This window comes from Nocardioides sp. BGA-UO-ETr-FS32, from assembly GCF_059567905.1.
In genome coordinates this window covers 236,182-262,731 of the sequence record NZ_JCAQOX010000016.1, presented here as the reverse complement: position 1 = coordinate 262,731, position 26,550 = coordinate 236,182, and the positions used below count along the sequence as shown (strand labels likewise).

At 72.3% G+C, this 26,550-nt stretch carries 31 protein-coding genes; 17 read left to right on the top strand and 14 right to left on the bottom strand.

Annotated elements, in window-relative coordinates; all coding sequences use genetic code 11:
• Positions 1-15 precede the first annotated feature (15 nt).
• Genes AC57BS_RS18875 through AC57BS_RS18865 form a run of 3 tightly spaced genes read left to right on the top strand, consistent with a single transcriptional unit; the run spans position 16 to position 2,111 of the window.
• Complete coding sequence (locus AC57BS_RS18875) at positions 16-678, top strand: urease accessory protein UreF (protein WP_496412989.1); 663 nt, start codon at positions 16-18, stop codon at positions 676-678.
• On the top strand, positions 671-1,369 hold the full coding sequence (ureG, locus tag AC57BS_RS18870; RefSeq protein WP_496412988.1) for an urease accessory protein UreG: 699 nt from the start codon (positions 671-673) through the stop codon (positions 1,367-1,369). Before AC57BS_RS18875 ends, ureG begins: the two co-directional genes overlap by 8 nt.
• Positions 1,350-2,111 carry an urease accessory protein UreD gene (locus AC57BS_RS18865; protein ID WP_496412987.1) on the top strand — a complete coding sequence of 254 codons (762 nt, stop codon included), beginning with the start codon at positions 1,350-1,352 and terminating at the stop codon, positions 2,109-2,111. The genes ureG and AC57BS_RS18865 overlap by 20 nt, the downstream gene beginning before the upstream one ends.
• On the opposite strand, the gene AC57BS_RS18860 is transcribed toward AC57BS_RS18865, so the two are convergent.
• The 3 genes from AC57BS_RS18860 to AC57BS_RS18850 form a co-directional block, all read right to left on the bottom strand.
• Positions 2,099-2,722: a hypothetical protein gene (locus AC57BS_RS18860; protein WP_496412986.1), complete on the bottom strand. Its 624-nt coding sequence runs from the start codon at positions 2,720-2,722 to the stop codon at positions 2,099-2,101. The two genes, AC57BS_RS18865 and AC57BS_RS18860, sit on opposite strands and share 13 nt — an antisense overlap.
• Before the next feature lie 13 nt (positions 2,723-2,735).
• Positions 2,736-3,731 (bottom strand): potassium channel family protein, encoded by a 996-nt coding sequence (locus AC57BS_RS18855; protein ID WP_496413230.1) that lies wholly within the window; start codon positions 3,729-3,731, stop codon positions 2,736-2,738.
• Between the two features lie 95 nt (positions 3,732-3,826).
• The gene (locus AC57BS_RS18850) at positions 3,827-4,792 is read right to left on the bottom strand and encodes a YihY/virulence factor BrkB family protein (RefSeq protein ID WP_496412985.1); all 966 of its coding nucleotides are present in this window, start codon (positions 4,790-4,792) and stop codon (positions 3,827-3,829) included.
• A 109-nt stretch (positions 4,793-4,901) separates the two neighbouring features.
• Between AC57BS_RS18850 and AC57BS_RS18845 the strand changes: the two genes are divergently transcribed.
• Both AC57BS_RS18845 and AC57BS_RS18840 read left to right on the top strand, forming a co-directional pair.
• On the top strand, positions 4,902-6,563 hold the full coding sequence (locus AC57BS_RS18845; RefSeq protein ID WP_496412984.1) for an acyl-CoA dehydrogenase family protein: 1,662 nt from the start codon (positions 4,902-4,904) through the stop codon (positions 6,561-6,563).
• Between the two features lie 97 nt (positions 6,564-6,660).
• A complete protein-coding gene (locus AC57BS_RS18840; RefSeq protein WP_496412983.1) occupies positions 6,661-6,975 on the top strand; it encodes a hypothetical protein in 315 nt (104 codons plus the stop codon).
• 55 nt (positions 6,976-7,030) lie between these two features.
• Here AC57BS_RS18840 and pgm read toward each other — a convergent pair whose 3' ends face one another.
• Positions 7,031-8,674 carry a phosphoglucomutase (alpha-D-glucose-1,6-bisphosphate-dependent) gene (gene pgm, locus AC57BS_RS18835; RefSeq protein WP_496412982.1) on the bottom strand — a complete coding sequence of 548 codons (1,644 nt, stop codon included), beginning with the start codon at positions 8,672-8,674 and terminating at the stop codon, positions 7,031-7,033.
• A 135-nt stretch (positions 8,675-8,809) separates the two neighbouring features.
• Between pgm and AC57BS_RS18830 the strand changes: the two genes are divergently transcribed.
• The 4 genes from AC57BS_RS18830 to AC57BS_RS18815 are packed head-to-tail and all read left to right on the top strand — an operon-like array spanning position 8,810 to position 11,126.
• Complete coding sequence (locus tag AC57BS_RS18830) at positions 8,810-9,160, top strand: YciI family protein (RefSeq protein WP_496412981.1); 351 nt, start codon at positions 8,810-8,812, stop codon at positions 9,158-9,160.
• Positions 9,161-9,172: 12 nt separating this feature from the next.
• The gene (locus AC57BS_RS18825; RefSeq protein WP_496412980.1) at positions 9,173-9,535 is read left to right on the top strand and encodes a YciI family protein; all 363 of its coding nucleotides are present in this window, start codon (positions 9,173-9,175) and stop codon (positions 9,533-9,535) included.
• Positions 9,532-9,888: a YciI family protein gene (locus AC57BS_RS18820; RefSeq protein WP_496412979.1), complete on the top strand. Its 357-nt coding sequence runs from the start codon at positions 9,532-9,534 to the stop codon at positions 9,886-9,888. Before AC57BS_RS18825 ends, AC57BS_RS18820 begins: the two co-directional genes overlap by 4 nt.
• Before the next feature lie 14 nt (positions 9,889-9,902).
• A complete protein-coding gene (locus tag AC57BS_RS18815; protein WP_496412978.1) occupies positions 9,903-11,126 on the top strand; it encodes an RNA polymerase sigma factor in 1,224 nt (407 codons plus the stop codon).
• A gap of 15 nt (positions 11,127-11,141) precedes the next feature.
• Here the strand turns inward: AC57BS_RS18815 and glgC are convergent, their stop codons facing one another.
• A complete protein-coding gene (glgC, locus tag AC57BS_RS18810) occupies positions 11,142-12,389 on the bottom strand; it encodes a glucose-1-phosphate adenylyltransferase (RefSeq protein WP_496413229.1) in 1,248 nt (415 codons plus the stop codon).
• A 67-nt stretch (positions 12,390-12,456) separates the two neighbouring features.
• Between glgC and glgA the strand changes: the two genes are divergently transcribed.
• A complete protein-coding gene (glgA, locus tag AC57BS_RS18805; protein WP_496412977.1) occupies positions 12,457-13,644 on the top strand; it encodes a glycogen synthase in 1,188 nt (395 codons plus the stop codon).
• Between the two features lie 133 nt (positions 13,645-13,777).
• Positions 13,778-14,665 (top strand): endonuclease domain-containing protein, encoded by an 888-nt coding sequence (locus AC57BS_RS18800; RefSeq protein ID WP_496412976.1) that lies wholly within the window; start codon positions 13,778-13,780, stop codon positions 14,663-14,665.
• Between the two features lie 49 nt (positions 14,666-14,714).
• Here the strand turns inward: AC57BS_RS18800 and AC57BS_RS18795 are convergent, their stop codons facing one another.
• Positions 14,715-16,151 carry a glycine hydroxymethyltransferase gene (locus AC57BS_RS18795; RefSeq protein WP_496412975.1) on the bottom strand — a complete coding sequence of 479 codons (1,437 nt, stop codon included), beginning with the start codon at positions 16,149-16,151 and terminating at the stop codon, positions 14,715-14,717.
• Between the two features lie 100 nt (positions 16,152-16,251).
• On the opposite strand from AC57BS_RS18795, the gene AC57BS_RS18790 reads away from it, so the two are divergent.
• The 6 genes from AC57BS_RS18790 (at position 16,252) to AC57BS_RS18765 (ending at position 20,598) form a co-directional block, all read left to right on the top strand.
• Complete coding sequence (locus AC57BS_RS18790) at positions 16,252-16,869, top strand: DUF5701 family protein (protein WP_496412974.1); 618 nt, start codon at positions 16,252-16,254, stop codon at positions 16,867-16,869.
• A gap of 126 nt (positions 16,870-16,995) precedes the next feature.
• The gene (locus tag AC57BS_RS18785; protein WP_372461825.1) at positions 16,996-17,085 is read left to right on the top strand and encodes a putative leader peptide; all 90 of its coding nucleotides are present in this window, start codon (positions 16,996-16,998) and stop codon (positions 17,083-17,085) included.
• Positions 17,086-17,158: 73 nt separating this feature from the next.
• Positions 17,159-18,871, top strand: a complete 1,713-nt coding sequence (locus AC57BS_RS18780) for a nitrite/sulfite reductase (protein ID WP_496412973.1) — start codon at positions 17,159-17,161, stop codon at positions 18,869-18,871.
• Positions 18,871-19,035 carry a hypothetical protein gene (locus AC57BS_RS18775; protein ID WP_496412972.1) on the top strand — a complete coding sequence of 55 codons (165 nt, stop codon included), beginning with the start codon at positions 18,871-18,873 and terminating at the stop codon, positions 19,033-19,035. Before AC57BS_RS18780 ends, AC57BS_RS18775 begins: the two co-directional genes overlap by 1 nt.
• Positions 19,032-19,775 carry a phosphoadenylyl-sulfate reductase gene (locus tag AC57BS_RS18770; protein WP_496412971.1) on the top strand — a complete coding sequence of 248 codons (744 nt, stop codon included), beginning with the start codon at positions 19,032-19,034 and terminating at the stop codon, positions 19,773-19,775. Before AC57BS_RS18775 ends, AC57BS_RS18770 begins: the two co-directional genes overlap by 4 nt.
• A 79-nt stretch (positions 19,776-19,854) precedes the next feature.
• A complete protein-coding gene (locus tag AC57BS_RS18765; RefSeq protein WP_129453780.1) occupies positions 19,855-20,598 on the top strand; it encodes a sirohydrochlorin chelatase in 744 nt (247 codons plus the stop codon).
• Positions 20,599-20,651: 53 nt separating this feature from the next.
• On the opposite strand, the gene AC57BS_RS18760 is transcribed toward AC57BS_RS18765, so the two are convergent.
• From AC57BS_RS18760 to recA, 8 genes are read right to left on the bottom strand one after another with little or no spacing between them, the layout of a single operon-like run.
• Positions 20,652-21,347, bottom strand: a complete 696-nt coding sequence (locus AC57BS_RS18760; RefSeq protein ID WP_496412970.1) for a DNA alkylation repair protein — start codon at positions 21,345-21,347, stop codon at positions 20,652-20,654.
• Positions 21,348-21,384: 37 nt separating this feature from the next.
• Positions 21,385-21,771 carry a DUF3037 domain-containing protein gene (locus AC57BS_RS18755; RefSeq protein WP_496412969.1) on the bottom strand — a complete coding sequence of 129 codons (387 nt, stop codon included), beginning with the start codon at positions 21,769-21,771 and terminating at the stop codon, positions 21,385-21,387.
• Positions 21,768-22,565 (bottom strand): HipA family kinase, encoded by a 798-nt coding sequence (locus AC57BS_RS18750; RefSeq protein ID WP_496412968.1) that lies wholly within the window; start codon positions 22,563-22,565, stop codon positions 21,768-21,770. Before AC57BS_RS18750 ends, AC57BS_RS18755 begins: the two co-directional genes overlap by 4 nt.
• Positions 22,562-23,413: a polyphosphate kinase 2 family protein gene (locus tag AC57BS_RS18745; protein ID WP_496412967.1), complete on the bottom strand. Its 852-nt coding sequence runs from the start codon at positions 23,411-23,413 to the stop codon at positions 22,562-22,564. Before AC57BS_RS18745 ends, AC57BS_RS18750 begins: the two co-directional genes overlap by 4 nt.
• Positions 23,414-23,420: 7 nt before the next feature.
• On the bottom strand, positions 23,421-24,170 hold the full coding sequence (locus tag AC57BS_RS18740) for a GNAT family N-acetyltransferase (RefSeq protein WP_496412966.1): 750 nt from the start codon (positions 24,168-24,170) through the stop codon (positions 23,421-23,423).
• Between the two features lie 8 nt (positions 24,171-24,178).
• The gene (locus AC57BS_RS18735; protein WP_496412965.1) at positions 24,179-24,670 is read right to left on the bottom strand and encodes a phosphoribosyltransferase; all 492 of its coding nucleotides are present in this window, start codon (positions 24,668-24,670) and stop codon (positions 24,179-24,181) included.
• 44 nt (positions 24,671-24,714) lie between these two features.
• Positions 24,715-25,449 (bottom strand): regulatory protein RecX, encoded by a 735-nt coding sequence (locus tag AC57BS_RS18730; protein ID WP_496412964.1) that lies wholly within the window; start codon positions 25,447-25,449, stop codon positions 24,715-24,717.
• The gene (gene recA / locus AC57BS_RS18725; protein WP_207085144.1) at positions 25,439-26,491 is read right to left on the bottom strand and encodes a recombinase RecA; all 1,053 of its coding nucleotides are present in this window, start codon (positions 26,489-26,491) and stop codon (positions 25,439-25,441) included. Before recA ends, AC57BS_RS18730 begins: the two co-directional genes overlap by 11 nt.
• Positions 26,492-26,550: the final 59 nt, after the last annotated feature.

Here is a 26,550-nt window from a genome sequence, read left to right as displayed (position 1 = left end):
CCTGCCGTGGACCACGTGCCGACCGACCTGCTGCTGATGCTCCTCGCCGACGCGCGCCTGCCTGTGGCGGGACACACGCAGTCGGCCGGGCTCGAGGCCGCCGTCCAGCACGGGTTGGGCAGCGTCGAGGTGGCGGCCTACATGTCGGCCCGCCTGGCGACCACCGTGCGGGTGGAGGCCGGCACGGCGGTGGTCGCCCTCCACCGGCTGACCCACGAGCTGCCGCTCGAGCCTGTCGTCGCGGCGTGGGCAGCGCGCACGCCGAGCCACGCGCTGCGGCGCACCTCACGCGCGCAGGGCCGCGCCATGAACCGCCTCACCACGCGGCTGTGGGCGGACGACGGAGGCGTACGCCGCGTGGACCGGTTGGACGGGTGCCCGCGCCCCGTGGCGCTGGCCGGGGCCGCCGCCGCAGCGGGCCTCGACGCGACGTCGCTGGCCCGGCTCGTCGGTTACGACGACGTGCAGACCGTCGCCTCGGCGTCGCTCAAGCTGCTCCCCCTGGACCCGGCCGAGGCCACCGGGTGGGTGCACGACGCCCTTCCCGAGGTGGCCGCGGCCGCCAGGGACGTGGCCGGGCTGACCGATCCCCGCGACATCCCCGCGACCGCAGCACCCCAGACCGAGGTGTGGGCGCAGGCCCACGCCCGCAGCACCAGGAGGTTGTTCAGTGCCTGACCCGTCCCCCACCCAGTCCTCCACCCGTGGCCTCCGACTCGGCGTCTGCGGCCCCGTCGGCACCGGCAAGAGCTCCCTCATCGCGCTGCTCTGCCGGGAGCTCGCCGGACGCCTGTCGCTCGCCGTCGTCACCAACGACATCTACACCGACGAGGACGCCCGCTTCCTCCGGGCGTCCGGGGTGCTCACGCCCGAGCGGATCCGCGCGGTGGAGACGGGCGCGTGCCCGCACACCGCCATCCGCGACGACATCACCGCCAACCTGCTCACCGTCGAGGAGCTCGAGGAGGAGTTCGCCCCCGACCTCGTCCTGATCGAGTCCGGCGGCGACAACCTCACCGCGACGTTCTCGCCGGCGCTGGTCGACACCCAGGTCTTCGTGCTCGACATCGCCGGCGGGGGCGACGTGGCCCGCAAGGGCGGGCCGGGCATCGAGCGCGCCGACCTGCTGGTGGTCAACAAGACCGACCTCGCGCCCCACGTCGGGGTCGACCGGGACCGCATGGTCGCGGACGCGGAGGCCGCCCGGAACGGTCGCTCGGTCATCGCGCTCTCCCGCACCGACCGTGCGTCCGTCGACGCCCTGACCGCGTGGGTGACCGCCGAGGTCGCCCGGCACCGCGCCGGCGAGCTCGTGCCCACGGACCCCGGACCGATGGCGGCGCACCACCATGACCATCCTGCGGCCTGACCGCGAGACCGTTCGCGGCACCACGCTCGCCCTCACGCCGACCGACGGACGCGTCCACGTCCGCACCAGCACCCCGGGCGACCCGGGAGCCCCCTGCCTGCGGCCCATGGTGCTCGACAGCGGGGCGCGCCACGCACGCGTCGCGCTCGTGCCCGACGGAGCGCTGCTGCTCGCGGGCGACGCCGTGCGCGTCGACATCGAGGTCGGCCACGGGATCCGGCTCGAGCTGATCGAGCCGGCCGGCACCGTGGCCTTCGACATGCGCGGCGGAGAGGCCTCGTGGGACGTACGGCTGGGCCTGGCGCGGGACGCGACGGTGGTGTGGGCGGGCGAGCCGTTCGTGGTGGCCTCCGGCGCCCGGGTGCGCCGCAGCACGGTCGTCGACATGGGGCCCGGGGCTCGCCTGCTGGTGCGCGAGACGCTCGTGATGGGGCGGCACGGCGAGCGCGGCGGCCACCTCGAGCAGGTGTGGTCCGCGCACGGACCCGGCGGCGTACCCCTGCTGGTGGAGCAGACGGTCCTGGACGATCGTTCGGACCGCCCCGGGATCTTCGGCGGGCACCGGGCCCTCGGCACGGTCGTGGGGCTCGGAGTGGCGGTCGATCCCGACGTGTGCCCCGAGGGCCGGCTGGACCTCGAGTGCGGCGGCACCGTGTGGCGGGGGCTGGACCACGAGGCCCACCGTGCCGTCCCCCCGGACGCGTGGCGAGCGGTCCTGGCCGCCTGCCCTCAGAACTCGTAGCCGAACTCGCGGATGGTGCGCTCGAACCGCTGGGCCACGATCTCGGCGTCGCCCGGACCGTAGAGCTCGCGGTAGTGGGGACCACTCCCCTGCTTGGCGTGGGGGAGGTCGAGCTCGAGGCCGAGACGTGCGGAGAGGTCCGCGACGGCCTCGGGGAGCTCCTCGTAGCGGTAGACCCGGTCGACCACCACCCGGCCGTCGAGGCGGTAGAGGCGCTCGTTGAGGGCGAGCCGCTCCATCCGCTTGGGCGTGCGGACGAACTCGGCGAACGTCTTGGTGAAGGACGGCTTGCGGGCGCTGTAGCGGTAGGACGAGGCGACCACGTCGTACGGGTTCCGCTCGACGGCGAAGGTGAAGTAGTCGTCCCACGTCTCCCGGCCGATCACCTCGATGACGCGGCGCGCGCCCATGTGGGCGTACGAGCCGGGGTCGGTGTCGTCGTTCTGGGGCCCCACTCCCCCGGCCGCGGCGCGGAGCTCCTCGTCCTCGGGGCTGATGCGGGTGACGATGTCGTCGGGGCCGCAGTGGCGCGAGAGCGCGATCTCGAGGCTGGTGCCGGCGGTCTTGCGGGTCTTGACGAAGACGAAGCGGTGCGCGTGCGAGGCGATCACGGGACCAGGCCCCTCAGTCGTCGTCCTCGGCGAGGTCCTCGCCGTGGGTGCCGGGCCGGGGAGCCCACGGCAGCTCCTTGGCGGGGCGGATGACGATGAGGCGGTCGCCGCGCGCGAGGAGCGACACCACCGGGTCGAAGTAGCGGTAGACCTTCTCGTCGCGCACGACGGCGATCACCTGGTCGGGCAGCGACTGCGGCTGCTTGCCGACCTCGGCGACCAGCAGGTCTCGCTCGGCGACCTCGAGGCCCTCGCCGTAGGTCATCAGGTCCTCCATCACCGAGCCCAGCTCGGGTGACATCGAGGAGAGCCCGAGCAGGCGACCGACCGCGTCGGAGGAGGTGATGACGGAGTTGGCGCCGGACTGGCGCATGAGGGGGACGTTCTCGTGCTCGCGGACCGCCGCCACGATCCACGCGTCGGGGTTGAGCTGGCGCACGGTGAGGGTGACCAGCACGTTGGAGTCGTCGCGGTCGGTGGTGATGATCACGTGGGTCGCCTTGTCCACGCCGGCCTGGCGCAGCACCCCGCGCCGGGTGGCGTCACCCGAGATGACCACCAGCTGGTCGCGGTTGCCGTCGGCGACCGCCACCGGGCTCGGGTCCACGACGACGATCGAGTCACGGACGTAGCCGTTGTTGAGGAGGGTCTCGATCGCGCTGCGGCCCTTGGTGCCGTAGCCGACGACGACGACGTGCTGGTCCATCTTCTTCCTCCACCGGGCGACCCGGAACATCTCGCGTCCCTGGGAGGCGAGGACCTCCAGGGTGGTGCCGATCAGCAGGACCAGGAAGGCGATGCGGGCCGGCGTGATGACCAGGGCGTTGACCAGGCGCGCCTGCGGCGACACCGGGGCGATGTCGCCGTAGCCGGTCGTGCTGAGCGTGACGGTCGTGTAGTAGAACGCGTCGAGCAGGCTGATCGTGTTGGTCGGGTCGTTGCCGTCGCGGTAGCCCTCGCGGTCGAAGTAGACGAGCAGCACGGTGCCCACCAGGATCGACAGGGCCATCAGGACGCGACGTCCCAGCTCCCACCAGGGCGACCTGATCTGCTCGGGCAGCGACACCCGGCCCACGCTGGGCTGGTGGCTCGACGTCGACACGGTCAGGAGTCTCGCACGCCGATCCGCTCGCGCAGGCGCTGCACCGTCTCGAGCCGCGCGCGCGTCGTGCTCTTCTGCGGGAAGACGGAGTCGAAGGCGGCGTTGACGGCGGCGCCGATCAGCACGGCGAGGGCGAGCAGGTAGAGCCACAGCAGGACGGCGATCGGTGCGGCCAGCGGCCCGTAGATCGAGCGTGACTCCGCGGCGGTGACGGTCAGCACCCACCGCAGCGTGTACGACCCCGCGATCCAGCAGAACAGCGCGAACACCGCGCCGGGCAGGTTGAAGCTCCAGTTGGTCCGTACGGGGACCGACACGTGGTAGAGCGTGGCGAGGAAGCAGATGCAGAGCACCAGGACGACCGGCCAGTAGAGGCCGTTGACGAAGTCGAGGCGTTCGGGGACCACCCGGTCGACGAGGGTCGGGCCCGCGACCACCAGCGGGATGCTCACGGCGCCGGTGACCATCGCGAGGACGTAGAGCACGAAGGACAACGCCCGGGTCGCGACGATCCCGCGGTGCCCACCGAGGCCGTGCATGATCGTGATGGTGTCGACGAACACGTTGAGCGCCCGCGAGCCCGACCACAGGGCGAGGATGAAGCCGATGGAGATGACGTCGTAGCGACCGCCGTCGAGCACGGTGTCGATGGTCGGCCGGATGATGCTGTTGACGGCCCGCTCGGTCAGCGCCTGGCGCGAGACCTCGAGGACGGCGTTGCGCACGTCCTCCACCTGGGTCGCGGTGAACCGCTCACTGACGAAGCCGACGGCGCCCGCGAGCGCGAAGACCAGCGGCGGCACCGACAGCACCGCGAAGAACGCCGCCTCGGCGGCCAGCCCGGTCACCCGGTGGCGCAGGCAGGAGCCGACGGTCGTGACGATGATCCGCCAGAGGTGCTCGCGCACCCGGCGTACGGCGGTGTCGGTCGGGCGCGGGGCAGGGATGTCCTCGCGCGCCTCGACCATGGGGAGCACGCTATCGAGCACACGCCCCGAAGCACCGGACCCGTACGGCGGTTCTGCCGGCTTCGTGGTCGGCGTCACCCCCGACCGGCCCGAGCCCTACGGTGGGGCCATGACCGAGGCCTCCCCCGATGCCAGCCCCGACGCCCGCACCGCCACCAACCAGGCGCCCGCCCTGGTGGGCCACAACGTCGTCACCTCCGACGTCGCGCTCACCGACGCCCTCTCCCGCCACGGCTCCGCCGACCTCGTCGCCGACCTCACTGCACTGGGGGCCGAGGCTGGTAGCGCCGAGGCGCGTGAGCACGGCATGCTCGCCAACCGCCACCACCCGGAGCTGACGACGTACGACCGCTGGGGCAACCGCGTCGACGAGGTCGAGTTCCACCCCTCCTGGCACTGGCTCATGGAGCGCGCCGTCGGGCACGGCCTCCAGGCGGCGCCCTGGGAGCGCCAGGAGGCGGGAGACCCGGACGCCCACCTGCGGCGCGCGGCCGGGTTCTTCGCCTGGTCGCAGACCGAGCCCGGCCACGGCTGCCCGATCTCGATGACGTACGCCGCGGTGCCCGCACTGCGGGCCGACAAGGCGATCGCCGAGGAGTGGACGCCGCTGCTGGCCGCGCGGTCCTACGACCCGGGCGTCCGGGCGAGGTCTGCGAAGACCGGGGCCCTGGCCGGCATGGGCATGACCGAGAAGCAGGGCGGGTCGGACGTGCGGGCCAACCAGACCCGCGCGGTGAGGACCGACGACGACGGCTGGTACGCGCTGCACGGGCACAAGTGGTTCACCTCGGCCCCGATGAACGACGTGTTCCTGGTGCTGGCCCAGACCGAGGGCGGGGTGACGTGCTTCGTCGTGCCGCGCGTGCTGGAGGACGGCACCCGCAACCGGCTCGACGTGGTCCGGCTCAAGGACAAGCTCGGCAACCGGTCCAACGCCTCGTCCGAGCTCGAGCTCAACGGCACGCTCGGCCAGCGGCTCGGCGAGGAGGGTCGCGGCGTGCGGACCATCATCGAGATGGTCGCCGCGACGAGGCTGGACTGCGTGCTCGGGTCCGCGGCGCTGATGCGGCACGCGCTCGCCGAGGCGTCGTGGCACGTCGCGCACCGCTCGGCCTTCGGCGGCCTGCTGGTCGACAAGCCCCTCATGCAGAACGTGGTGGCCGACCTCGCCGTGGAGTCGGAGGCCGCGACGGCCCTGGCGATGCGCCTGGCCGCGGCTGTCGACCGCCCGGGCGACCCGCACGAGGTGGCGTTGCGGCGGATCGCCCTGCCGCTCGCGAAGTTCTGGGTCTGCAAGCGCACGCCCGCGATGGTCGCGGAGGCGCTGGAGTGCCTCGGCGGCAACGGCTACGTCGAGGACTCCGGGTTGCCGCTGATGTTCCGCGAGTCGCCGCTCAACTCCATCTGGGAGGGCTCGGGCAACGTCAACGCGCTCGACGTGCTGCGGGCCCTCGGCCGCGAGCCCGAGGTGCTGGAGGCGTGGATCACCGAGGTCGGCGCCGCGCGCGGCGGTGACAGCCGCCTCGACCGTGCGGTGGACGACACCCTGGCGCTGCTCGGCGAGGGTGCCGCGCTCGAGGCAGGCGCGCGTCGGCTGGCAGGTCGGATGGCTGCCTGCCTCCAGGGCGCGCTGCTGGTGCGGCACGCGCCCGCCGAGGTCGCCGACGCCTTCTGCGACAGCCGGTTCGGGGCGTCGTACGGCGGCACGTTCGGCATGCTGACGAGCGGCTCCCTGCGCGAGGTCGTCGACCGGGCCACGCCGGCTGTCTGACGACGTCCGGTGTATGCCTTCAGGACCTTCCTGGAGCGTTTTGCGTGCGCGGGCGCCGTGGACGACCTAGCGTTGTCCCTCGACCAAGGGGGAAGCCGTGTCCAGCAAGACCAGCACGTTGTTCACCGTCGGCACGCTGCTGCGGCACGCGCAGGACGCCGGCGCGCCGGTGCGACTCCTCGTGCAGGGCACGTGGCTCGACGGCCGCATCGTCGGGGCCGACGGCCTCGGCGTCATCCTCGACGACGGCAACGCCCAGCAGGTGCTCGTCCGTCTCGACTCCATCGTGGCGGTGAGCTTCTCACGGTCCGACATCGACCACGACGACACCGCCGGGGAGGACGCGTGGGCACACGGCCGGCGACGTCGCGACCCCATCGAGGCAGGACCGGTCGGCGCAGGCGCCTTCTGACCGGCCCACACCAGCGGCCGGCCGGCCGCGGGGACACGCGGCGAGCAGCACTTCCTCACCGCAAGGCTGTACTGACGACCTCGCGCGCCTCCTCCTGCACCTGGGCGAGGTGCTCGGGCCCGCGGAACGACTCCGCGTAGATCTTGTAGACGTCCTCGGTGCCGCTGGGGCGCGCAGCGAACCACGCCGACTCCGTGGTGACCTTGAGCCCGCCGATCTTCGCGCCGTTGCCGGGCGCCTGGGTGAGCTTGCCGGTGATCTCCTCCCCCGCCAGCGTCGTCGCCGCCACGTCGTCGGGCGACAGCGCGCCGAGCTTGGCCTTCTCCTCGCGCGACGCGGGGGCGTCGATGCGGGCGTACGCCGGGTCGCCGTGCTCGGCCACCAGCGCGGCGTAGTGCTCGCTGGGGGTCTTGCCCGTCGCCCCGAGGATCTCGCTGGCCAGCAGCGCCAGCAGGAGCCCGTCCTTGTCGGTGGTCCAGGTCGAGCCGTCGCGTCGCAGGAAGGAGGCGCCCGCGGACTCCTCGCCGCCGAAGCCGAAAGAGCCGTCCATCAGGCCGGGCACGAACCACTTGAAGCCGACCGGCACCTCGACGAGCGGCTTGCCGATCGAGGCGGCGACGCGGTCGATCATCGAGCTCGACACGAGGGTCTTGCCGATGCGCGTCGTCTCCGGCCAGTCGGGGCGGGCGCCACCGAAGAGGTGCGCGATCGCGACCGCGAGGAAGTGGTTGGGGTTCATCAGGCCGGCGTCGGGCGTCACGATGCCGTGCCGGTCGGCGTCGGCGTCGTTGCCGGTGGCGATCGCGTACTCGTCCTTGCGGCCGACCAGCGAGGCCATCGCGTGGGGCGAGGAGCAGTCCATGCGGATCTTGCCGTCCCAGTCCAGCGTCATGAAGCGCCACGTGGGGTCGACCAGCGGGTTGACCACCGACAGGTCGAGACGGTGCCGGTCGGCGATCTCTCCCCAGTAGGCCACGCTCGCGCCGCCCAGCGGGTCGGCGCCGATCCGCACGCCGGCGTCGCGGATCGCGTCGAGGTCGAGAACGGTCGGCAGGTCGTCGACGTAGGTGCCGAGGAAGTCGTACGCCCCGACGGCCGCGCGCGCCTTCGCGAAGGCGACGCGCCGTACGCCGGCGATGTTGCCGCGGATCAGCTCGTTGGCCCGCGCCGCGATGACGGAGGTGGCGTCGGAGTCGGCCGGGCCGCCGTGGGGCGGGTTGTACTTGAACCCGCCGTCCTGGGGCGGGTTGTGGGACGGGGTGACCACGATGCCGTCCGCGAGCCCGGCACCGGTCGTACGCCCCTGGTTGGCGCGCAGGATCGCGTGGCTCACCGCGGGGGTCGGGGTGAAGCCGTCGCGGTCGTCGACCAGCACGGTCACGTCGTTGGCGACCAGCACCTCCAGCGCGGTCGCCCACGCGGGCTCGGAGAGCGCGTGGGTGTCGCGGCCGATGAACAGCGGCCCGTCGTAGCCCTGCTCCTTGCGGTAGTCGCAGATCGCCTGCGTCGTGGCCGCGATGTGGATCTCGTTGAAGGAGGTGTTGAGCGACGTGCCGCGGTGCCCGCTGGTGCCGAAGGCCACCTGCTGGGTGACGTCGTCGGGGTCGGGCTCGTGGTCGAAGTAGGCCGTGACGAGGTGGGCGACGTCCACCAGGTCCTCGGTGCGGGCGGGCTGTCCGGCTCTCTCGTGGGTGGCCATGGCCCCCATCTTGGTGGGTCCGGCAACTCCAGTCGAGAAAGCCGGGCCCGTGCTGTCGATTCGCGCAGGGTCGGTCCGTCAGAGTGGTGGGGCCGCAACCGGTGGCCCCGCAGCCCCAGGAGGAGAACCGCACCCATGAGCCGCTACCTGATCCTGCTCCCCGCACCCGAGGCCGAGTGGGCCGACCTGCCGTCCGAGGACCACGAGCAGGGCCACCGGTCCCACGTGCAGTTCCAGGAGGAGCTCACTGCCGGCGGGCACACCCTGGTGACCGGCGGTCCCCTGGAGTCCTCGGACCGGGCGACCTCGATGCGGCCCGGCGCCGACGGACAGGCGCTCGTGACGGACGGCCCGTTCTCCGAGACGGCTGAGCAGGTCGTCGGCTTCTACCTCGTCGAGTCCGGCGACGAGGCCGACCTGCGAACCGTCTGCCAGCGCTTCGCGGCGCGGGGCGAGCACATCGAGTTCCGCCGCATGGCGGAGTGAAGGAGACCTGACATGACCGAGTACGTCGTACTGATCGTCGGTGATGGCGACCGCTGGTGGACCACCATGACCGAGGAGGAGCGCAAGGACGGCTACGCCGAGTACGGACGCTTCGCCCAACAGCTCGGCGAGCGCGGTCACCGCATCGTCGGCGGGGCCGAGCTCCAGCCGAGCACGACGGTCCACACCGTCCAGCCGGGCGGCGCGACCGTGACCGACGGCCCCTTCACAGAGGCCACCGAGCAGGTCGGCGGCTACTTCCACGTTGAGACCGAGGACCTCGACGACCTGCTCGAGTGCTGCAAGATCATCGCGGCGCTCGGCGACGCGGTCCAGGTGGTCCCGACGGTCGTTCCCGAGACGAGGCCGTCATGAAGTACCTGGTGCTGCTGATCGGCGACGGCGCCGAAAAGCCGTGGCTCGAGCAGACGGAGTCGGAGCAGATGGCGGCGATGGCGAAGTTCGGCGAGTTCGACGCAGCCTGCGCGGCCCGCGACGGCGTGCGGCTGCTCGCGGGTGAGGCGCTCAGCGACTCGCGCGACGCGACGGTGATGCGGACCACCACCGGCCAGGTGCAGCTGACCGACGGCCCCTACGCCGAGGTCATCGAGGGCATGGGCGGGTTCTACCTGCTCGAGGCACCCGACCTCGACGTCGTGGTCGACCTGCTCCGCCTCCTCCCGCCCTACGACATCCAGATCCATCCCACGGTCGAGGTGACGCCCTGAGTCCGTCGGACCCGGTGCTCGAGCGGGTCGTGCGCGAGGAGTGGGGACGACTGGTCGCCCTGCTCCTCGCGCAGTTCCGTCGCATCGACCTCGTCGAGGACGCCCTCGGCGACGCTGTCGAGGCGGCCAGCCGCACCTGGCCGGTCGATGGCGCGCCGGCCAACCCCGCCGGCTGGCTGATGACCGCGGCGAAGCGCCGGGTCGTCGACCGCCTCCGCACCGAGGCCGTGGCTGCCCGCAAGCGATCGTTGCTCCTCACCGACGCCGAACGCCACCAGGAAGGGGCGCGCACGATGGCCGACAGCGGCAGCCTCGTCGAGGACGACGTCCTCCGGCTGGTGCTGATGTGCGCGCACCCGGCCCTCGCCCCGGAGTCCGCCAGCGCGCTGAGCCTGCGACTGGTCCTCGGTGTGCCGACCGCCGACATCGCCCGGCTCTTCCTCGTGCCGGAGCCGACGATGGCGGCCCGGATCACCCGGGCCAAGAAGCGCATCGTGGGCGCCGGGATCCCGTTCGCGGTGCCCGACGCCTCCGCGCTGCCGGGCCGGCTCGACACCGTCGCGCAGACGACGTACCTCGCGTTCACGGCCGGCTACGCCCCCGGCACCGGGCCGGACCTGCTGCGCGCCGAGCTGTCGGGCGAGGCGGTCCGGCTGGCCCGCGTCGTGCTGGGCCTGCGTCCCGACGAGCCCGCCCTCGTGGCGCTGCTGGCGCTCATGCTGCTCCAGCACTCGCGTCGCGACGCCCGGGTCAGCGACGGCCGGCTGGTGCTCCTCGCCGACCAGGACCGCACCCGTTGGCACCACGACGAGGTGGCCGAGGCGACCCGCCTGCTCGCCGCGCCCTGCCTCGGCGGCCCGCTGACGCCGCTCACCGCGTCGTACGTCCTCCAGGCGCGCATCGCCGCCGAGCACGCCACCGTGGCCAGTGCCGAGGAGACCCGCTGGGACCGGGTCGTCGGCCTCTACGACCTGCTCCTGCAGGTCGCCCCCTCCCCCTCGGCGCGCCTGGCCCGCGCCGTCGCGGTCGCCGAGGACCGCGGCGCGGCGGCCGGTCTCGCCGCGCTGGAGGGACTCGAGATCCCCGACAGCCATCGTCCGGCCGCGGTGCGCGCCGAGCTGCTGTCGCGCGCCGGCGAGACCGACGCGGCGCGCGCGGCGTACGACCAGGCGATCGCCGCGTGCCGCAACGACGTCGAGCGCGCCTTCCTCGTCGGGCAGCGGGACGCGCTGGGCTGATCCGCCCGTCCCCGGTCAGTCCTCGGGGACGTGCTGCTGCTTGGCGAGGACCGTGAGTCCCTCGTCGACGACGAACCCGCGGGCCCGGTCGGCGTCGTGGTCCACGCCGATCTGGACGCCGGGGGGGACGACGACGCCCTTGTCGATGATGGCGTTGCGGACGACCGCGCCCTCGCCGACGCGTACGCCGTCCATCAGCACGGAGTCGGACACCTCGGCACCGTCCTTGACCCACACGGCCGGTGAGAGCACCGACTGGTTGACGGTGCCGCCGGTGACCACGACGCCCGGGGACAGGATCGAGTTGAAGGTCGACACCTGCGCGCCGGTCGCGCCCTCGACGAGCTTGGCCGGCGGGTGCGGGCCGTAGCTGGTGTAGATGGGCCAGGCGTTGTTGTAGAGGTTGAAGACCGGCAGCGGCGAGACGAGGTCCTTGTGCGCGTCGTAGTAGGACCGCATCGTCCCGACGTCGCGCCAGTAGCCGCGGTCGCGGTCGGTCGCGCCCGGCACCTCGTTGTCCTTGTAGTCGTAGACCGCGGACTCGGACTTGTCGACGAACCACGGCACGATGTCGCCGCCCATGTCGTGCTTGGACTGCTCGCGCTCGGAGTCACGCGAGACGGCGTCGACCAGCGCATCGGCGGTGAAGACGTAGTTGCCCATGCTCGCGAGCACCTCGTCCGGCGAGTCGGGCAGGCCGACCGGGTCCGTGGGCTTCTCGAGGAAGGCCCGGATCTTCTGCGGGTTAGCCGGGTCGACGTCGATGACGCCGAACTGGTCGGCCAGGCCGATCGGCTGGCGGATCGCGGCCACCGTGCACCCTGCGCCGGACTCGACGTGGTCGGCGACCATCTGGGAGAAGTCCATGCGGTACACGTGGTCGGCACCGACGACCACCACGATGTCGGGCTGCTCGTCGGTGAGCAGGTTGAGCGACTGGTAGATCGCGTCGGCACTGCCGAGGTACCACCGCTTGCCGACGCGCTGCTGCGCCGGCACCGGGGTGACGTAGTTGCCGAGCAGGTTCGACATCCGCCAGGTGGTGGTGACGTGGCGGTCGAGGCTGTGCGACTTGTACTGCGTCAGCACGACGACCTTGAGGTAGCCGGAGTTGACGACGTTGGACAGCGCGAAGTCGATGAGCCGGTAGATCCCGCCGAACGGCACCGCGGGTTTGGCCCGGTCGGCCGTGAGCGGCATGAGGCGTTTGCCCTCACCTCCGGCCAGGACGACGGCGAGCACCTTCTTGCGCGGGGGCGTGATGGCCATGCGACGAAACTAGTCGCCTGCGGGGGCGCGGTCGACCACCTGCGGGCACTAGGTTCGGCTCATGCGCATCGACGTCCTCAGCAAGGAGTACCCCCCGGAGGTCTACGGCGGAGCGGGCGTGCACGTCGCCGAGCTGGTCCGCGCGCTGCGGGTGCTGCCCGACGTGGATGCCCGCGTGCGCTGCTTCGGCGCCCCGCGCTCGGAGGCCGGCACCACGGCGTACGCCGAGCCGTCGTCGCTCGCGGGCGCCAACGCGGCCATCCGCACCCTCGGCGTCGACCTCGCGATGGTCGACGACTGCGCCGGGGCCGACCTCGTGCACTCGCACACCTGGTACGCCAACATGGCCGGGCACCTCGCCGGCCTGATGCACGGCATCCCCCACGTCGTCAGCGCCCACTCCCTCGAGCCGATGCGGCCCTGGAAGGCCGAGCAGCTCGGCGGCGGCTACGCCCTGTCGAGCTGGGCGGAGCGCACGGCGTACGAGGGTGCCGCCGGCATCGTCGCGGTCAGCGCGGCGATGCGTGACGACGTGCTGCGCAGCTATCCCTCGGTCGACCCCGCCCGCGTGCACGTCGTGCACAACGGCATCGACACCACCGAGTGGTCGCCGCTCGCGAACCCCGACCGCGTGCGCGAGCTCGGCGTCGATCCCGACCGGCCGAGCGTCATCTTCGTCGGCCGGATCACCCGCCAGAAGGGCCTGCCGCTGTTCCTCCGTGCGGCCGCCGCGCTGCCGCCCGACGTCCAGCTCGTGCTGTGCGCCGGCGCGCCGGACACCCCGGAGATCGAGGCCGAGGTGCGCGGGCTGGTCGACGACCTCGCCGCCACGCGCTCGGGCGTGGTCTGGATCGCCGAGATGCTGCCGCGCCCCGACGTGGTCGCGCTGCTGACCGCGGCGACCGTCTTCGCCTGCCCCTCGATCTACGAGCCCCTCGGCATCGTGAACCTGGAGGCGATGGCCTGCGAGACCGCCGTCGTCGCCACCGCCACCGGCGGCATCCCCGAGGTGGTCGTGCACGGCGAGACCGGCTGGCTGGTGCCGATCGAGCAGGCCACCGACGGCACCGGCACCCCCCTCGACCCGGAGCGCTACGTCGCTGACCTCGCCGCGGCGCTGACCGACGCCGTCAGCGACCCCGCCCGCGCCCGGGCGTACGGCGAGGCCGGGCGCCGCCGCGCCGAGGAGTCGTTCAGCTGGGGCTCGATCGCCGCGCGGACGATCGACCTGTACCGCTCGCTCACGTAGACGCACGGACAGAACCGCGTCCGCCGAGCGAGCCGTACGCTCACCCGGCTGGTCGCACCCGGGTTCTGTCCGCGCGTCTACGGCCTGTGGACGAGCGGCGCGCCGCGACGGCCGATTCGTCGATGCTGGATCCGTGGACGTCGTCACCGCCATCGAGCGGTTCGGAGGGCTGGCCAGCCGTGCCGAGCTGATCCGGGCAACGTCGCGCGCCCAGGTCGACCGCGCGGTGGCTGCCGGAGCAGTGGCGCGTGTCGGGCAGGGTCGCTACGTGCTGCCAGGCACCGACGATGCCGCGGCCCTCGCCTTCGCGCTCAACGGTCACCTCAGTCTCACCAACGCCGCGCTGCACCACGGTTGGGAGGTCAAGACCGTCCCAGAGGTCCCGCACGTGGTCTTCCCGCGCAAGCGCAACCTCTCGGTCGTCGGACGTAGGCAGGTGGTGGTCCACCGCGCCGACCTCGGCCCCGACCACGTCTCGGGCATCGCCACGAGCCGAGAGCTCACGCTGTTGCAGTGCCTGCGCTCCCTGCCGGACGACGAGGCACTGGCCATCGCGGACTCGGCGCTCCGCCATGGCGAGGCCGCGACGCTCCGCAGGGTGATGGCGAGCGTCCGTGGCGCGGGCAGCGCCAAGGTACGACGGATCGGGGCGCAGGCCGACGCCCGAGCCGCGAACCCGTTCGAGTCGGTCACGCGGGCGATCTGCCTGCAGGTCCCCGGACTACGGGTGACCCCGCAGGCGGTGCTGTCGACCGACCACTACTGGGCCTGCCCGGACCTGGTCGACCGCGAGCGCCGCATCGTCGTCGAATGTGAATCCTGGGAGTGGCACGGCAACCGGAGGGGATTCCTCAAGGACATCCGTCGCTACACGCTGCTCGCCGCCGACGGGTGGGTGATCCTGCGCTTCACCTGGGACGACGTGATGCTCCGGCCCGAGTGGGTGCATGAGGTCCTGTGCCGGGCGGTCGGCGTGGACGCGCGGACAGAACTCCCAGCGGCATGGCCCAGCGCCGCGTGACACCGCCTCAGAGATCAGCTTGTGTCCGCGCGTCTACGGCGACGACCGGTCAGCTGAGGACGAGCCCCGGGTAGAGCGGGTGCTTGTCGAGCATCTCGGCCGACCGCTTGGTGACGCGGTCGGCGACGCCGTCGCCGAGGACGTACGACGCCTTGCTGGGCCCGCCCGCCTTGGTGGTGCCGGCCTCGGTGTTGCTCAGCACGTCGACGATCAGCTCCGCCACGGTGTCGAACTCGTCGTGGCCGAAGCCGCGGGTGGTGAGGGCGGGCGTGCCGAGGCGGATGCCGGAGGTGTACCAGGCGCCGTTGGGGTCGGCCGGGACGGAGTTGCGGTTGGTGACCACGCCCGCGTCGAGCAGCGCCGACTCGGCCTGACGGCCGGTGAGGCCGAAGGACGACACGTCGAGCAGGACGATGTGGTTGTCGGTGCCGCCGGTGACCAGGTCGGCACCGCGGGACAGGAAGCCCTCGGCGAGCGACTTGGCGTTGTCGGCGATGCGCTGGGCGTACGTCTGGAAGTCCGGCGTCCGGGCCTCGGCGAAGGCCACGGCCTTGGCGGCCATCACGTGCGAGAGCGGACCGCCGAGCACCATCGGGCAGCCGCGGTCGACGTCGGAGGCGAACTCCTCCTGGGCGAGCACCATGCCGCCGCGCGGGCCGCGCAGCGACTTGTGCGTCGTGGTGGTCGTGAGGTGGGCGTAGGGCACCGGGTTCTCCTCGCCGGTGAACACCTTGCCCGCGACCAGGCCCGCGAAGTGCGCCATGTCGACCATCAGCACCGCGCCGACCTCGTCGGCGATCTCGCGCATCTTGGCGAAGTTCACCCGGCGCGGGTAGGCGGAGTAGCCGGCGACGAGGACGAGCGGCTTGAACTCGCGCGCCTTGGCGGCGACGGCGTCGTAGTCGAGGAGCCCGGTCTCGGGGTCCGTGCCGTACTGCTGCTGGTGGAACATCTTGCCGCTGATGTTGGGGCGGAAGCCGTGGGTGAGGTGGCCGCCGGCGTCGAGCGACATGCCGAGCAGGCGCTGGTTGCCGAACTCGTGGCGCAGGGTCTCCCAGTCGGCCTCGGACAGCTCGTTGACGTTCTTGGCCTGGAGCTTCTCCAGGTAGGGGCTCTCCACCTTGTTGGCCAGGATCGACCAGAACGCCACGAGGTTGGCGTCGATGCCGGAGTGCGGCTGGACATAGGCGTACGGCGCGCCGAAGAGCTCGCGCGCGTGCTCGGCGGCGAGCGACTCGACGGTGTCGACGTTCTGGCAACCGGCGTAGAAGCGGTGGCCGACGGTGCCCTCGGCGTACTTGTCGCTGAACCACGTGCCCATGGTCATGAGCACGGCCGGAGACGCGTAGTTCTCCGAGGCGATCAGCTTGAGCGAGGCACGCTGGTCGGCCAGCTCCTGGCGGGTCGCCTCCGCGATGCGGGGTTCGACCGAGGCGATGACCTCGAGGGCCTGCGAGTACGCACTGCTGATCAGGGAGTCCGTCATGGCCCCCAGCCTAGGGCCCGCGCCCGGCCGCCTGCTCCCGGCCCGCGGCTGCTGGACACCGGGACGGGAACCCCGCAGGCGCGTGGTGCGTTGGACCCGCGTGGCCCTCCCCTCGCTGATCGACCAGGCCGAGCGGCTCGTCCGCCGCGGCGTCCACGACCTCGCCGGGATCCCCGCCGACCGGCTGCGCGAGGTCGCCGCGCACGGCCCCGCGGGCGCCCTCCTCGTGACGTCCGCCCCGGCGTCGGCCCTCGCGCCCCTGCTGCGCCGCGCGGAAGGTCACGAGGACAAGGACGGCTTCGTCGTCGAGGACATGACCGACGTCGACCTCTTCGCCCCCACCGTCGACGTGCCGGCCGCCCCGTACGCCGCGCTCGGGCTCGACCGCGGCGACGGCTTCCTCGACCGGACCCCGAAGGAGTCGGTGCCGGAGCTGCTCGCCGCGGGTCGCTCGCCGATGACCCTCGCCGAGGGCCTGCACTGGGTGCTCCAGGACCCCGGCGTGCTCCAGAGGAACGTCTGCTTCATGACACCGGGCTCCCGCCTGCGGCGCGCCGACGGGTCGTACGACGCCCGTACGCCCGCGCTGTGGATCAGCAACGGCACCGGGCGCGACGGTCGCGAGCGCCGCGACGCCGTCAAGCTGGGCTGGTGCTGGTGGGGCAACCGTCACACCTGGCTCGGGATCGCGTCCTGCGCCGAGCGCCGACCGGTGTGACCTGGGCCGCACCGGACCGGCGCCCACCGCGTGGCTCCACCGCTGCATCTCACATCGTGGACTGCAATCCCACATGACGAGATTTCGTCTTGTGGGAAGCGTGTCCAACCCCTGAGACTTCTTGACATGGTCTCCGCCTCCACCCACACGCACCTCGTGGTCCGACGTCACGTCGACCTCATGCGTGTGGGCAGCGCGACCTGTTGGCATCGCTGACGCCGCCCCAGCACATCCCCTCCGCGCCCACCGTCGCGCGCGGCACTCATTCAGCGAACAGGACTCTCCTGACATGCCCGACCTCCGGTTCAAGCCCCAGGCCGCCCAGAACACCGAGATCCCGCGCCCCAAGCGCGCCGAGGGTCAGTGGGCGCTCGGCTACACCGAGCCGCTCAACAAGAACGAGCAGGCCAAGAAGGACGACGACCCGCTCAACGTCCGCGACCGCATCCTCTACACCTACTCGCGGCGGGGCTTCGACTCCATCGACCCGGCCGACCTGCGTGGCCGCTTCCGCTGGATGGGCCTCTACACCCAGCGCGCCCCCGGCTTCGACGGCGGCAAGACCGCCCAGCTCGACGAGGAGGAGCTCGACGACCGCTTCTTCATGATGCGGGTCCGCACCGACGGGCAGATCCTCGACGGCCCGGCGCTGCGCGCGCTCGGCGAGGTGTCGACGGCGTACGCCCGCAACACCGCCGACATCACCGACCGCAACAACATCCAGTACCACTGGATCGAGATCGAGAGCGTCCCGGCGATCTGGGAGCGCCTCGAGGGCGTCGGGCTCACCACGCTCGAGGCGTGCGGCGACAGCCCGCGGCCGTTCCTCGGCTCTCCCGTCGCCGGCATCGCCAAGGACGAGATCATCGACGGCTCCGAGGCGCTCGAGGAGATCAAGCGCCGGATCCTCGGCAATCCCGCCTACTCCAACCTGCCGCGCAAGTTCAAGACCGCGCTGACCGGGCACCCGAGCCACGACGTCGCCCCCGAGGTCAACGACGTGTCCTTCGTGGGCACGGTCCACCCCGAGCACGGCCCGGGCTTCGACCTCTGGGTCGGCGGCGGCCTGTCGACGAACCCGATGCTCGCGCACAAGCTCGGCGTCTGGATCCCGCTCGACCAGGTCGCGGACGCCTGGGAGGGGGTCGCCGGCATCTTCCGCGACTACGGCTACCGCCGGCTCCGCTCCAAGGCGCGGCTCAAGTTCCTGCTCGCCGACTGGGGCAAGGAGAAGTTCCGCGAGGTCCTGGAGAACGAGTACCTCCACCAGCAGCTCGTCGACAACCCCTCCCCCGAGGCCCCGCTGAGCCAGGGCGACCACATCGGCATCCACGAGCAGAAGGACGGTCGCTGCTACGTCGGCGCCGCCCCGGTCGTGGGCCGGATCGACGGCACGACCCTGAGCGCCCTGGGCGACCTCGTGGACGCGTACGGCGCCCGCGGTGCCCGCCTGACCGCCTACCAGAAGCTCGTGGTGATCGGCGTGGCCGCCGAGGACACCGAGGCCTTCGCCGACGACCTCGAGAAGATCGGCCTCACCGCGCGGCCGAGCAACTGGCGCCGCTCGACGATGGCCTGCACGGGCATCGAGTTCTGCAAGCTCGCCATCGTCGACACCAAGGAGCGTGCGCGCCGCCTGGTGACCGAGCTGGAGAAGCGCTTCCCCGACCTCGACACCGACATCTCCGTCAACGTCAACGGCTGCCCCAACGCGTGCGCCCGCACCCAGGTGGCCGACATCGGCCTCAAGGGACAGCTGGTCATGGACGACGACGGCCGGCAGGTCGAGGGCTTCCAGGTGCACCTCGGCGGAGCCCTCGGGCTCAACCCGGCGATGGGTCGCAAGCTGCGCGCCCACAAGGTCACCAGCGCCGGCCTCGACGACTACGTCACCGCGGTCGTGTCGGCATACCTCTCCGACCGCACCGACGGCGAGCGGTTCGCCGCCTGGGTGGCGCGCGCCGACGAGGCCCTGCTGCGCGGGGAGCCGGTGGCGGTCTGATGAGCGAGCGCGCGCAGCCCTTCCACTGCCCATACTGCGGGGACGAGAACCTGTTCCCCCAGGAGGGGGCAGGTGCCTGGGAGTGCCGCTCGTGCCTGCGCAGCTTCACCGTCCAGATGACCGGCATGATCCCGCACCCCGGCACCGCAGGAGGCACACCGTGAGCCTCTCGACCCGCGCCGCGCGCGACTTCAAGGGCACCCACACTGCGGGGCGTACGCCCGAGGAGCTGCGCGAGCTCGTCTCCCACGTGGGCGCCGAGCTCGAGCTGGCTCCCGCCGAGGTCATCATCGAGTGGGCCGTCGCCACGTTCGGCAACCGGTTCGCCATCACCTCCTCGATGGGCGACGCCGTGCTGGCCCACCTGTCCTCGAAGGTCGCTCCCGGCATCGACGTCGTCTTCCTCGACACCGGCTACCACTTCGTGGAGACCATCGGCACCCGCGACGCCGTCGAGGCGACCCTTCCGGTCACCCTGCGCACCATCGCCCCCGCGCAGACCGTGGCCGAGCAGGACGCGACCCACGGCAAGGACCTCTACAAGACCGACCCCGACCTGTGCTGCGCGCTGCGCAAGGTCAAGCCGCTCGCCGACACGCTCGCCGAGTACGACGCGTGGGCCACGGGCCTGCGCCGCGCCGAGACCCACAACCGCGTGATCGCGCCGGTCGTCGGCTGGGACGCGCGCAAGGGCAAGGTCAAGGTCTCCCCCCTCGCCCGCTGGAGCGACGAGCAGGTCGAGCGCTACATCCACGACAACGGGGTCCTGGTGAACCCGCTCGTCCACGACGGCTACCCCAGCATCGGCTGCTGGCCCTGCACGCGCCGCGTCGCTCCCGGCGACGACCCGCGCAGCGGGCGCTGGGCCGGCACCACCAAGACCGAGTGCGGGATCCACGCATGACGTCACCCCAGACCCGCGACAACGACGTCGCACCCACCCAGCACCACCGCACCACCACTCACGATCGGAGGCACCACTGATGGCTGCTCCTGCTCTGGTTGCCCTGGCCCACGGAAGCCGGGACCCGCGATCCGCCGCGACGATCAAGGCGCTCGTCGCCGAGGTCAAGGCGATGCGCCCCGACCTCCGCATCGAGACGGCCTTCCTCGACCTCTCCAAGCCGTCGTTCGACACGGTCGTCGACCGGCTGGTGAAGGCCGGCCACGACGAGATCGTCGTGGTGCCGCTCCTGCTCACCGAGGCCTACCACGCCAAGGTCGACGTCCCCGAGGCCATCGCCGCGGCCATGGCCCGTCACGAGGGCGTCCGCATCCAGGCCAGCCGCATCCTCGGCATGGAGGCTGCCTTCCTCGAGGTCCTCGACGTCCGGCTGCGCGAGGCGCTGAAGGCGGCGCGGGTGCGCGAGCTCGACGCGCTGGTGCTGGCCGCCGCCGGGTCCTCCGACCCCCTCGCCAACCAGGCGGTGGCCCGGATCGCGCGTACGTGGGGTGCGCGCCACCGGCTGCCGGTCACGGCCGCATTCGCCTCGGCGGCACCGCCGGCCGCCGGCGAGGCCGTGCGCGCCTTCCGCTCCGCGGGCAAGCGCCACATCGCCGTCGCGTCGTTCTTCCTCGCCCCGGGCCGGCTGCCGGACCGCGCGACGGAGCTCGCCTTCGAGGCCGGCGCCGTGGCCGTCTCCGACCCGCTCGGTGCCCATCCCGCCGTCGCCCGTGCGGTCCTCGCCCGCTACGCCGTCGGCGCGGTGGAGCTCGTCCCGGTCTGAGACGAGGCGGACGTCATGGTGGTCGGTCGCTCCGACGACCGCCCGCCATGACGTCAGCCGAGGTGCTTGAGCGCCTCACGGCGCGACAGCCCGCTGAGCCCGTCGGCGTGGGTCCGTACGAACGCGCGGACCCACGCGGGGTCCGTACGCGCGTGCTGACGCAGTGCCCAGCCGAGCGCCTTGCGGACGAAGAACTCCCGGCCGTACGCCGTGTCGTCGAGGTTGGCGACCAGGACGCGGGCGAGCAGGTCGGTGTCGGTACGACCGGCGTGCCGCAGCTGCGCGAGCATCGCCGTACGCCGCACCCACAGGCTGTCGGCGTCGACCGACCAGGCGTCCACCACCGGCGTCGCCTCAGCACGGTGCTCGAGCAGCACCTGGCCGACCAGGTGGGAGGCGATCTCGTCGACGACGTCCCACCACGCCCCGGTCCGCACGAGCGTCTCGAGCAGGGGCATCAGGTCGGGGTCGAGCCACGGCCGGTAGGACCGGTGCCGCAACAGCGCGATGGCGGCATACCACTCCTCCCGGTGCTCGGCGTCCTCCCAGAGCTCGAGCACTGCGTGCTCCCACGGGGCGCGATCGACGAAGCGGTGCTCGGCCAGCAGCGGCCGCAGCAGGGCCTTGAGGGCGGGGGCGCCCAGCCCGACGTAGGGCAGCTCGGACTTCATGTAGGCCCGCTGCTGCGCAGCCCGTGCGGGATCGCCGACCTCGGCGAGGGCCGCGCGCACGGCACCGACGTACGTCACCGGGCGCCGCCGCCCGTCCCGGAGGTCGTACGGGGCGTCATCCGACGAGGCGCTCGCGCAGGTGCTCGAGCTGGCGGGCCGGGTCGTCGGTCACGCCGCCGTGCACGGGTCCGGGCTGGAGGACGGTGCTGCGGGGCGCCTTGAGGAAGCCGAAGCGCTGGCCGAGGGACTGGCGAGCGGCCTCGCCGCCACGCTCGTCACCGCGGCACACCAGGTCGACGAAGGCCAGGGCCTCGCAGACCTGGTCGACGTCCACCCCGGGGTGGAGTGCGCGCAGCCGGTCGCGGTCCACGGACCAGGCCACGTCGAGGTAGTCAGTGCCCTGGCAGTGCAGCACGACGCCGACGTTGACGAACTCCTCGCGGTCCGGTCGCGGGACGCACCGCAGGACGACGTACTGGTAGGCCAGACGGGTCGGGCTCACCGCGCCACCCCCGGGAGCCACTGCCGGGTGCCGAGGCGCGCGACGAGGAAGTCGACGTAGGCCGCGCGCAGCTCGTCGGGCGTCCCGGCGCCCGGGACCGGCTCCAGCCAGACGTCGGGCACCGCGGCCAGGATCTCGACGAACACCTCGCGGCCGAGCAGTGCCGCGATCTCCTCGTCGAGCTCCTGCGCCCGTCCCGCGCAGGTCTCGAAGACGTGCCCGCCGACGTCCCAGGGCTGGGCGGCGAACCGCGCCGGATCGGTGACGCCCGCCTGCCAGCCGTGGTGGAAGTAGAGCGAGGCACCGTGGTCGATGACCCACAGGTCGCCGTGCCAGAGCAGCAGGTTGGGGTTGCGCCACGAGCGGTCGACGTTGGCCGTGAAGGCGTCGAGCCAGAGCACCTTCGCCCCCTCGTCGTCGGCCGTGGCCACCTGGCCGTCGACCCCGAACGACCCCGGGAGGAAGTCGATGCCGAGGTTGGGTCCGACACTGGCGTTGAGGAGGTCCTGCACCTCCTCGTCGGCCTCGTAGCGCGCGAGCTCGGGGTCGAGGTCGAGGACGACGAGGCGCGGCGTGCGCAGGCCGAGCCGGGTGGCGAGACCGCTGACGACCACCTCGGCAACCAGCACCTTCGCGCCCTGACCGGCACCGCGGAACTTGCAGACGTACGTCCCGAGGTCGTCGCCCTCGACGACCCCGGGCAGGCTGCCGCCCTCGCGCAGGGGCGTCACGTAGCGCGTGACGTGGACCGTCTGGAGGAGTGTCGCAAGGCCGGTCGGGAGGTCAGCGGTCACCGGACCGGGGCCTCCGCGACGAGCCGAGCGGTCTCGGCCTCCACGTCGAAGTCGGCGACGGGCCACTGCAGGTCGAGGCCGCGAAGGGTGTCGAGGAGGATCTGGCCCACGGCCAGGTTGCGGAACCACTTCTTGTCCGCCGGCACCACGTGCCACGGAGCGACGTCGGTGCCGGTGCGCTCCAGCGCGATCTCGTACGCCTCGCGGTAGGCCGGCCAGTGGGCCCGCTCGTCGAGGTCGCCGGGGTTGAACTTCCAGTGCTTCTCCGGGTTGGCCAGCCGCTCGGCGAGCCGCGCCTTCTGCTCGTCGGCGCTGATGTGGAGCATGCACTTGAGGATCGAGAAGCCCTCGTCGACGAGCCTGGCCTCGAACTCGTTGATCGCCCCGTAGCGCCGCTCGATCTCGTCGGGATCTGCCAGTCCGTGGACACGGGCGATCAGGACGTCCTCGTAGTGCGAGCGGTCGAAGACCCCGATGTAGCCCGCCGCCGGGAGGCCCTTCTCGATGCGCCAGAGGAAGTCGTGGGCACGCTCCTCCTCGGTCGGCGCCTTGAAGCTCGTGATCCGGACGCCCTGCGGGTCGACCAGACCGATGGTGTGACGCAGCACGCCGCCCTTGCCGCTGGTGTCCATGCCCTGCAGCACGAGCAGGATGCGACGCTCGGAGCCCGCGGTGCGCTCGGCCCAGAGCCTCTCCTGCAGGTCGGCCAGCTCGGACTGCATGCCGGCCAGCGCTGCCTTCCCGTCAGCCTTCTTGCCGTCGAAGCCCGGTGCGGCGTCGGGGTCGATGGCGGTCAGGTCGACCGGACCGGCGGGGAGTCGCAGCGCGTCGGCGATGGCGGAGGTCATGGGGTCATCATGGCCCACCGGGCACCGGGCCGGGCCCGGCGCGGTGCGCGCCGCCGAGGACGCGCCGTACGTCGAGCGTGCAGCCGACGACCGTGGCAACCGACCCGGCGCTCGTGGGCTCGTCGAACCAGGTGCCCTGCACGAAGCCCACCTTGTCGAGGATGCGCAGCGAGGCTGCGTTGCGGTGGTCGGGGGCGGCGAAGAACTCCTCCGCATCGGGGAAGCGGCGCGCCGCGCCGACCATCCAGGTCCAGAGGATGCGGGCGCCGAGACCGCGACCGGCCCACTCCGGCTCGCCGATCACGTAGTCGAGCCCGATGGCGTCCGGGTTCGGCGTCAGCAGCGCGAACTCCGGGTGCTCGCGGATGCGGTAGTCCTGCACGAAGCCGATCGAGCGGCCGTTGACCTCCACGACCCACATGCGGGTCGGCGTGTGCCCGTCGACGCGTGGGCCGTACGTCGCGGCGACCCGCTCGGGGGTCGGCTCCCCTGCGGTGTGCCACCACCGGCGTACGTGGGGAGCCGCGAGCCACCGCGCGAGGAGTGGCAGGTCGCCGCGGGTCATCGCGCGCAGGTCGGTGCGCAGGTCCGGGTCGAGGACGAAGGCGAGGGTGTCGCCGGACAGGTCCCCGGCCACCGGGCCGGCGGTCATCGGTGCCGCGATGCGGGCCGCGGCCCCCGCCCAGCTCTCCCCCGGCCCGACCTCACCAACGAGCTCGACCCGCCCGTCGCGGACCGTCACCTGCCTGGCTTCCACGACGCCGGTCAGTGGGCGAGCGCGTCCGGGTCGACGACGGGTGGCAGGACCGACCACGGGAAGTCGATCCATCGCTCGGTCCGACGCCACACGTAGTCGGCCTTGATGACCGACTGGGGCTTCTCGTAGATCACGACCGTGCGGGCCTCCGCGACGTGGCCCGCGCAGAACTCGTGGACGAGCTCGAGGGTGCGCCCGGTGTCCGCGACGTCGTCGGCGATCAGCACCTTGAGCCCCGACAGTTCGACGACCGCCGGGGTGGGGGGCAGCATGATCGGGACGTCGAGCCGCTCGTCGACCCCGGTGTAGAACTCCACGTTGACCACCGAGATGTTCTTCACCGCCAACGCGTAGCCCAGGCCCATCCCGAGGGCCAGGCCGCCCCGCGCGATCGCGAGGACCAAGTCGGGCCGGAAGCCCGAGTCGGCGACCTGTTGTGCCAGCTCGCGCGTCGCGGTGCCGAACAGGTCGTAGGTGAGGACCTCGCGCTCGTTGCTCACCGGCCCATCCCACCAGAGCCGCGGCGCCGGACGGAAGGGCGACCCTAGAAGTCGGGCGGGTCGAGGTCGTCCGCGGCGTCGGGGTCGTCCCCGTCGTCGAGCGCCTCACGCACCACCGAGAACGCCAGCCCAGCTCCGTAGCCCTTGCGGGCCAGCAGCCCGGCGAGGCGCCGGGTGGCCACCGGCCGGTCGAGGCCGCGCATGGTGCGCAGCTTCTTGTCGACGAGTGCCCGGGCGGCGACCCGCTGGTCGGTCTCGTCGATCTGCTCGAGCGCCGCTTTGGCCTCGTCGTCGCCGACACCCTTGCGACGCAGCTCCTGGGCCAGGGCCCGCGGAGCAAGTCCGCGGCTGCGGTGCCGGCTCTCGACCCACTGCCGGGCGTAGGCCGCGTCATCGATGAGACCGACCTCGGTGAACCGGTCGAGCAGGTCGCCCGCCAGCTCGTCGGGTACGCCCCTGCCGGCCAGCTTGTCGGCGAGCTCCTGGCGGGAGCGGGCCTGACCGGTCAGGGCGTCGAGCAGGATCCTGCGGGCCACCGCCTCGGGATCTGCCTCGACCTCCGCGGCGGCAGCCTCCTCGCGGGCGATCCTGGCCGCCTCCCGCTCCTCCCACGTCCGGGTGCGACCCCGGCCGTCCTTGCGGGTGGAGCGGCCGCCCTTGCGCTTGGCGCGAGCGGGACCCGGCTCGGTCGGCGTGGGTGGGGTCTCCCCCACCCACGCCTGCACGCCGAGTCCGACGTCACCGGCCCACGAGGGCGGCGGACGGTCCTCAGAAGTCATTGACCCCGATGGGCTCGTCACTCAGCTCGTCGGCGGGCTTGTCGACGGCCGGGATGACGCCCAGCTTCTCCAGGATGAGCTTCTCGATCTCGTTGGCGAGGTCGGGGTTGTCCTTGAGGAAGTTGCGCGAGTTCTCCTTGCCCTGGCCGAGCTGGTCGCCCTCGTAGGTGTACCAGGCGCCGGCCTTGCGGATGATGCCCGCCTCGACGCCCACGTCGATGAGGCCGCCCTCGCGGCTGATGCCCTTGCCGTACATGATGTCGAACTCGGCCTGCTTGAACGGCGGGGCCACCTTGTTCTTGACGACCTTGACGCGGGTGCGGTTGCCGACCATGTCGGTGCCGTCCTTGAGCGTCTCGATGCGGCGCACGTCGAGGCGCACCGAGGAGTAGAACTTCAGCGCGCGACCACCGGTGGTGGTCTCGGGCGAGCCGAACATGACGCCGATCTTCTCGCGCAGCTGGTTGATGAAGATCGCGGTGGTGCCGGAGTTGTTGAGGGCACCGGTCATCTTGCGCAGCGCCTGGCTCATCAGGCGGGCCTGGAGGCCGACGTGGCTGTCGCCCATCTCGCCCTCGATCTCGGCACGGGGCACGAGCGCGGCCACGGAGTCGATGACGATCAGCGACAGGGCGCCCGAGCGGATCAGCATGTCGGCGATCTCGAGCGCCTGCTCGCCGGAGTCGGGCTGGGAGACCAGCAGCGCGTCGGTGTCGACGCCGAGGGCCTTGGCGTAGTCGGGGTCGAGCGCGTGCTCGGCGTCGATGAAGGCGACGATGCCGCCCGCTGCCTGGGCGCTGGCCACCGCGTGGAGGGCGACCGTCGTCTTTCCGGAGGACTCCGGGCCGTAGATCTCGACCACGCGTCCGCGCGGCAGACCGCCGAGGCCGAGGGCCACGTCGAGGGCGATCGACCCGGTGGGGATCACCTCGAGCGGGGCACGCGTCTCGTCGCCCAGTCGCATGACCGAGCCCTTGCCGAACTGCTTCTCCACCTGTGCGAGCGCGGCGTCGAGGGCCTTCTCGCGGTCTGCACCAGCCATTGCTGTGTCCCGTTCTCTCGTCGTGTGTGTGAGGTACTTCTCCGACGCTAGGGCGAGCC

Coding starts and splice junctions, on each gene's coding strand:
- recA (WP_207085144.1), bottom strand. CDS start 26,491: ATGGCTGGTGCAGACCGCGAGAAGGCCCTCGACGCCGCGCTCGCACAG.
- AC57BS_RS18850 (WP_496412985.1), bottom strand. CDS start 4,792: ATGGTCGAGGCGCGCGAGGACATCCCTGCCCCGCGCCCGACCGACACC.
- AC57BS_RS18765 (WP_129453780.1), top strand. CDS start 19,855: ATGGCTGCTCCTGCTCTGGTTGCCCTGGCCCACGGAAGCCGGGACCCG.
- AC57BS_RS18820 (WP_496412979.1), top strand. CDS start 9,532: ATGAAGTACCTGGTGCTGCTGATCGGCGACGGCGCCGAAAAGCCGTGG.
- AC57BS_RS18795 (WP_496412975.1), bottom strand. CDS start 16,151: ATGACGGACTCCCTGATCAGCAGTGCGTACTCGCAGGCCCTCGAGGTC.
- AC57BS_RS18730 (WP_496412964.1), bottom strand. CDS start 25,449: ATGACTTCTGAGGACCGTCCGCCGCCCTCGTGGGCCGGTGACGTCGGA.
- pgm (WP_496412982.1), bottom strand. CDS start 8,674: ATGGCCACCCACGAGAGAGCCGGACAGCCCGCCCGCACCGAGGACCTG.
- AC57BS_RS18830 (WP_496412981.1), top strand. CDS start 8,810: ATGAGCCGCTACCTGATCCTGCTCCCCGCACCCGAGGCCGAGTGGGCC.
- AC57BS_RS18845 (WP_496412984.1), top strand. CDS start 4,902: ATGACCGAGGCCTCCCCCGATGCCAGCCCCGACGCCCGCACCGCCACC.
- AC57BS_RS18745 (WP_496412967.1), bottom strand. CDS start 23,413: ATGACCTCCGCCATCGCCGACGCGCTGCGACTCCCCGCCGGTCCGGTC.
- AC57BS_RS18780 (WP_496412973.1), top strand. CDS start 17,159: ATGCCCGACCTCCGGTTCAAGCCCCAGGCCGCCCAGAACACCGAGATC.
- AC57BS_RS18865 (WP_496412987.1), top strand. CDS start 1,350: ATGACCATCCTGCGGCCTGACCGCGAGACCGTTCGCGGCACCACGCTC.
- glgA (WP_496412977.1), top strand. CDS start 12,457: ATGCGCATCGACGTCCTCAGCAAGGAGTACCCCCCGGAGGTCTACGGC.
- AC57BS_RS18775 (WP_496412972.1), top strand. CDS start 18,871: ATGAGCGAGCGCGCGCAGCCCTTCCACTGCCCATACTGCGGGGACGAG.
- AC57BS_RS18855 (WP_496413230.1), bottom strand. CDS start 3,731: ATGGCCCTGTCGATCCTGGTGGGCACCGTGCTGCTCGTCTACTTCGAC.
- AC57BS_RS18825 (WP_496412980.1), top strand. CDS start 9,173: ATGACCGAGTACGTCGTACTGATCGTCGGTGATGGCGACCGCTGGTGG.
- AC57BS_RS18785 (WP_372461825.1), top strand. CDS start 16,996: ATGGTCTCCGCCTCCACCCACACGCACCTCGTGGTCCGACGTCACGTC.